Origin of the sequence: Streptomyces mesophilus (assembly GCF_040300965.1) — a bacterium.
GTDB classification, from domain to species: Bacteria; Actinomycetota; Actinomycetes; order Streptomycetales; family Streptomycetaceae; genus Streptomyces; species Streptomyces mesophilus_A.
Genome location: NZ_JBEPEW010000280.1, coordinates 1 through 4,820, shown reverse-complemented (window position 1 = coordinate 4,820; position 4,820 = coordinate 1). Strand labels below are relative to the sequence as shown.

5 protein-coding genes are annotated in these 4,820 nt (G+C 74.4%); 2 read left to right on the top strand and 3 right to left on the bottom strand.

Annotation, left to right across the window (positions count from 1 at the left end; translation table 11 throughout):
• Positions 1–762, bottom strand: a 762-nt coding sequence (locus ABT367_RS40840; protein ID WP_352258981.1) for an NAD-binding protein, incomplete at its 3' end; no start/stop codon positions are given.
• 509 nt (positions 763–1,271) lie between these two features.
• Here ABT367_RS40840 and ABT367_RS40835 point away from each other — a divergent pair.
• Positions 1,272–1,568, top strand: coding sequence for a hypothetical protein (locus ABT367_RS40835; protein WP_352258979.1), 297 nt, complete (start codon positions 1,272–1,274; stop codon positions 1,566–1,568).
• Positions 1,569–1,770: 202 nt separating this feature from the next.
• Here ABT367_RS40835 and ABT367_RS40830 read toward each other — a convergent pair whose 3' ends face one another.
• Entirely contained in the window at positions 1,771–2,691 is a 921-nt protein-coding gene (locus tag ABT367_RS40830) for an alcohol dehydrogenase catalytic domain-containing protein (protein ID WP_352258977.1), read from the bottom strand.
• A 75-nt stretch (positions 2,692–2,766) separates the two neighbouring features.
• Between ABT367_RS40830 and ABT367_RS40825 the strand changes: the two genes are divergently transcribed.
• Positions 2,767–3,192, top strand: a complete 426-nt coding sequence (locus tag ABT367_RS40825) for a winged helix-turn-helix transcriptional regulator (RefSeq protein ID WP_352258975.1) — start codon at positions 2,767–2,769, stop codon at positions 3,190–3,192.
• Positions 3,193–3,265: 73 nt separating this feature from the next.
• Here ABT367_RS40825 and ABT367_RS40820 read toward each other — a convergent pair.
• Positions 3,266–4,820 (bottom strand): tetratricopeptide repeat protein (locus ABT367_RS40820; RefSeq protein WP_352258973.1); only part of this gene is annotated, 1,555 nt, incomplete at its 5' end.

Below are 4,820 nucleotides of genomic sequence, written 5' to 3'. Positions count from 1 at the left end.
CGGGCCGTTGTGCCGGACGGTCTGCAGCACCAGCGCGCCGCGCCCCTCGGCCGAGGCGACCGCCGCGTCGTCGGGCAGCAGTTGGGGTCCCACGTCCGTGCCCTGCGGGTCGGTGCGCGGGGCGGAGAGCAGGGCCAGGGTGCACAGCCCGTCCGAGGTGGATCCGTCGCTGCCCGGCTGCCGCTCCACGGCCTGCAGCAGCAGACCGTCGGCCTGGAGCACCTTGCGGGTGCCGGCCACCGCGGCGGCGGCCAGGGCGGGCGCCGCGGTGTCGGCGTCGGAGAGCACCGTGGTGGAGATCTCGCGGGTGTCGAGGCCGGGGTCCGCCAACAGCGAGGCCTGGTCGAGGAGTTCGGCCAGATGCTGGCCCAGTTTGCGGTTGTAGAGCCGGATCACCAGGCGCAGCCGGGGGTTGAACCGCCGGGCGGCGAGGGCCGCGCGGATGTTGGTCTCGTCGTCGTCGTACACCAGGGCCAGCGCCGCGGCCTGCGCCACACCGGCCTCGGCGAGGACCTCGTCGGTGAGCTCGGCGGCCTCCACAAGGCGCTGCCCCTCGTCCGGTACGGGTGCCGTACCCGCCGGGCCCCGGCCGAGCGCCGCCGAGACCCTGCCGAGCAGGACCCCGGCCCGTTCGCGGCCGCTCAGGGGAAGCGGGGAGCGGCTGCCGGCGGGCGGCACGACGAGCGTCACCTGCCCGCGGTACACCTCCCGCAGCTCTCCGGCCAGCCGCTGGGCGAGCGCGTCGTCACCGCAGACAACCATGCGGCTGACGGCAGGAGTTGAGTGATCAGACAGATCGGGCACGAGGGTGAAGCGTGCCTCATGGGGCGGGGTGCTGCCAAGGCGGTGCGGGGTGTGTCGGCCGTACGAGGAGCGGGTGCGGCGCGCGTGGGTGGGGGTCCGAGCGGGCACGTGGTGGGGGCGAGCGCGCGGGTGGGGGTCCAAGACGGCCTGGCACACGCGGTGGGCGTCGGAGGCGCGAGCGCGCGGGTGGGCGTCCAAGAGGGCCCGGCACACGCGGCAGGCACCGAGAAGGATGGTGGAGCCCTCGCCACCCGCGGCACGTGGCCGCGGAAGACCGGTCGGCGCGGACGGCACATGCCCGGGGCGCCGCGCCGGCCCGCGCGGCCCGCGATCCCCAGGCGCTCGGGCGACGGACCCGGACACGCCGGGAGCGCTGCCGAAGGCCATGGTCACCGGAGTGCAGGATGCCAAGCGGCGGTGCGCAACCGAGTGCCCCGCCGCCGCCCGAGCGCCCTCTGGAGCACCTCATGACCACTGCCCACGCCCCCCACTCCGCCCACGCCCACCAGCACGGCGACGGCTGCGGACACGTGGCGTTCCCGCACGGGGACCACGTGGACTACGCCCACGACGGCCATCTGCACCGTATGCACGAGGACCACATCGACGAGTGCGAACCGGCCGGGCACGCCACGCACGGCGACCACGAGCACCAGCACGGCGAAGGCTGCGGCCATGTCGCCGTACCCCACGGCGACCACGTCGACTACGTGCACGACGGCCACCGTCACGCCGACCACGACGGGCACTGGGACGACCACTGACCCTCGGCGGACCTTCCGGGGCGGGCCGCTGCCGGCCCGCCCGCCGGATCCAGGCCGGCACCAGCAGTTGACGCACCCCGCCCGATTGAGGGCACCAGGACCCGCCCGCCGGATCCAGGGCACCAGGGCCTACGGTCCGCGCACCCCGCCCGCCGGATCCAGGGCACCAGGGCCTACGGTCCGCGCACTTTGCCCGCCCGATTCAGGGCACCAGGACCAGCCGTCCACGCACCCCGCCCGCCGCCAGTCTGTGGTGGGCCTCGGCGACGGCGTCCAGCGGCAGCACATCGGCGACCCGCGCACGCAGCCCGGCGGCGGCCAACTCGGCGAGGCGGGGGCCGTCCGCGCGGATCCACACCTGGCCCACGCGGATGCCACGCAGCGGCGTCGGCGCATTGCCGAGCACGCCGACCAGCGAACCTCCGCCGCGTACCGCGTCCAGCGCGAGCACGCCCACCGAGGCCGCGTCGACAGCCGCGTCCACACCCCCCGGCACGAGGTCGCGGACCGCGGCGGGCAGATCCGCGGTCCGCGGTACGAAGAGCTCAGCGCCGAGCTCGCGCACCGCCTGCTCGTCCGCGGCGCCCGCCACCGCGACCACCCGGACACCGGCCCGCGCGGCGAGCTGCACCGCGTAGCCGCCCACCGCTCCCGCCGCCCCTGTGACCAGCAGCGTCCCGCCCGCCTCGGCCGCTGCGATGTCGAGTGCCTGCGCGGCGGTGAGCCCGCCCAGCGGCAAGGTCGCCGCGGCCACCAGGTCGGTGCCCGCCGGCACCGCGGCGACCGCGTCCGCGTCCAACACCACGTACTCCGCCTGCGCCTTGAGCGGCAGCGCAAGCCGGTCGCAAAGCCCGATCACCGCGTCGCCGCGCCGGAGACCGGCCACGCCCGGCCCCAGCGCGTCGACGGTTCCGGCGACGTCCCAGCCGATGCCGATGACCTCACGCCGCGGGAGCAGGCCGCCCGCGGTGAGCGCGCCGGAACGGGTCTGGACATCCACCGGGTTGACGGCCGCGGCGGCGACCCGGATCCGGATCTGGGCAGAACCCGGTTCCGGCACGGGCATCTCCGCCACCTCGAGGACTTCCGGACCACCGAAGGAACGAACGATCACAGCTCTCATGGCCACGAACGTAGGGGGCGTTACTCTCCACCAGGTAGTACCTACCTCGGAGTGCGTACCCGACCTGGGAGTGCCATGGCCACCCGCACCGCCGCCCAGCGCCGCGCCGAAGCGCGTGCCGCCTACGACGCCTACCTCGCCACCTGTCCGGCCCGCCAACTCCTCGACCGGATCAGCGACAAGTGGGTGAGCCTGGTCCTGAACGCCCTGGCCGACGAGCCGCTGCGCTACAGCGACCTGGAGCGGATCATCGCCGGGGTGAGCCAGAAGATGCTCACCCAGACGTTGCGCGCCCTGGAGCGCGACGGCCTGCTCAGCCGCACCGTGACCGCGTCGGTGCCGGTCCGGGTGGACTACGAGCTCACGCCGCTCGGCCGCAGCCTGCTGCCGGTGATGACCGCGATCAAGGCATGGGCCGAGACGCATATCGAGGAGGTCAGGACCGCCCGCACGGACTACGACCGGGGCGTGGCCGCGGAGTTGCCCGCCCCGAGGTCATGACGCCAGGGTCCGCACCACGCACGCTGTCGCCGTTGCCGACGCAGGTGGCCGGGGGAGTGCCACGCGGCGAGACTCAACCCACCACCTGCAACTCCCCCCGAATCTCCCGCCCGGCCTCCCTGTGCCGCTCGGCCGCCGCCGGGTCCGTGGCGTCGAGCACCGCGGCCAGCCCCTCATGGGCCAGCGCCTCCGCGTGACGGTTGCCCACCCTTGGTGCCAACTCCAGCGCCTCGCGGTGCAGTTGGAGGGCCTGGTCCGTCAGTCCCGCCAGGCGGCAGGTCTCCGCGTAGTCGTCCAGGAAGTGGATCTTCCAGTGGTCCTCGAAGAGGGCGTCGAGCAGCGCGAACGCCTCACGGTGGGAGGCTAGCGCCTCCTCGTACCGGCCCATCCGGCGCAGGGCGACGCCGAGGCAGTTGAGGCACCACGCCTCGTTGTGCCGGTGCCCGTCCTCGCGGGACAGCTCCAGGGCCCGGCGCAGATGCTGCACCGCCTCGTCCGGCGCCTCGGACGCCAGCGCGACACCGAGGGTGATACGGGCCGTCAGGGCCGGCGGCCAGGCCGGATCGGTGTGCGGTACGGCCAAGGCCTCCTGTGCCAGACGGGCCGCCTCGTCACCGTGCCCCAGCTGCAGCAGCGCCCACGCCTCGTACGCCTTGGCGTGGGCCGCACCCGACGGGCAGCCGGCCTCCTCGTACAGGCTGCCCGAAAGCCGGAAGAGTTCGAGCGGCTGCTCGACCTGGCCCTCGTCCCACTTCAAGTAGCCGCGCCGCATGGCCAGTTCGGCCTGGGAGCGGGTGTCGCCCGTCTCGGCCACGAGCGGCAGCGCCGACGCGTACGCGGAGTCCGCCTCCGCCATCCGGCCCGCGTTGTACCGCGCGAACCCCAGATCGCTGTGCGCCTCGGCCAACTGCCAGGGATCGCCCAGGCGGCGGGCGGCGTCGAGCGAGCGCTCGAACAGGAAGTTGAGGTGGGTCGTGCCGCAGCGCCGCGCGAAGTAGGTCCGCATGAAGCGCGGCAGCTCGCACACATGCCGGTCGGCGCCCGCCGCCACCGCAGCCTCGAACGCGGCCATCAGATTCGTGTACTCCGTGACGTACCAGAAGAGCGCCGCCCGCTTGTCGGTGAACTGCGGCAGCGCGGCCGGCGGCGCACCGGCCGAGGGCGCCCGCGTCCCGGTGTGGAACGGCATCGCCGCATCAGCCGCCGCGGCCGTGTGCACGTAGTAGTCGAGGACCCGGCCCAGGGCCTTCTCGCGCACCGCCTCTGCGTCCTGTTCCGCGCAGGCCCGCCGCGCGTGCTGATGGACCAGGTCGTGCAGCCGATAGCGTCCGGGCGCCCTTTCCTGTACGAGATGGGCGTCCAGCAGGTCCTCGAGCATCTCCCGTGCCGTTCGCGGCGCGACATCGGCGAGCGCTCCGGCCGCGTACGGGTCGAAGGTCTCGCCGGGCAGCAGCCCGAGCAGCCGGAACAGCCGGCCCGTGGCATGGTCCAACTGCCGTACGGACATGGCGAAAGCGGTGTCGAACTCGCTCGCGCCCTCGGCCATCCGCTCCACCAGGATGCCCACCGTCCAGCCGGGCCGGTGCCGCAGCCGGGCCGCGGCGAGCCGCAGCGCGAGCGGCAACTGG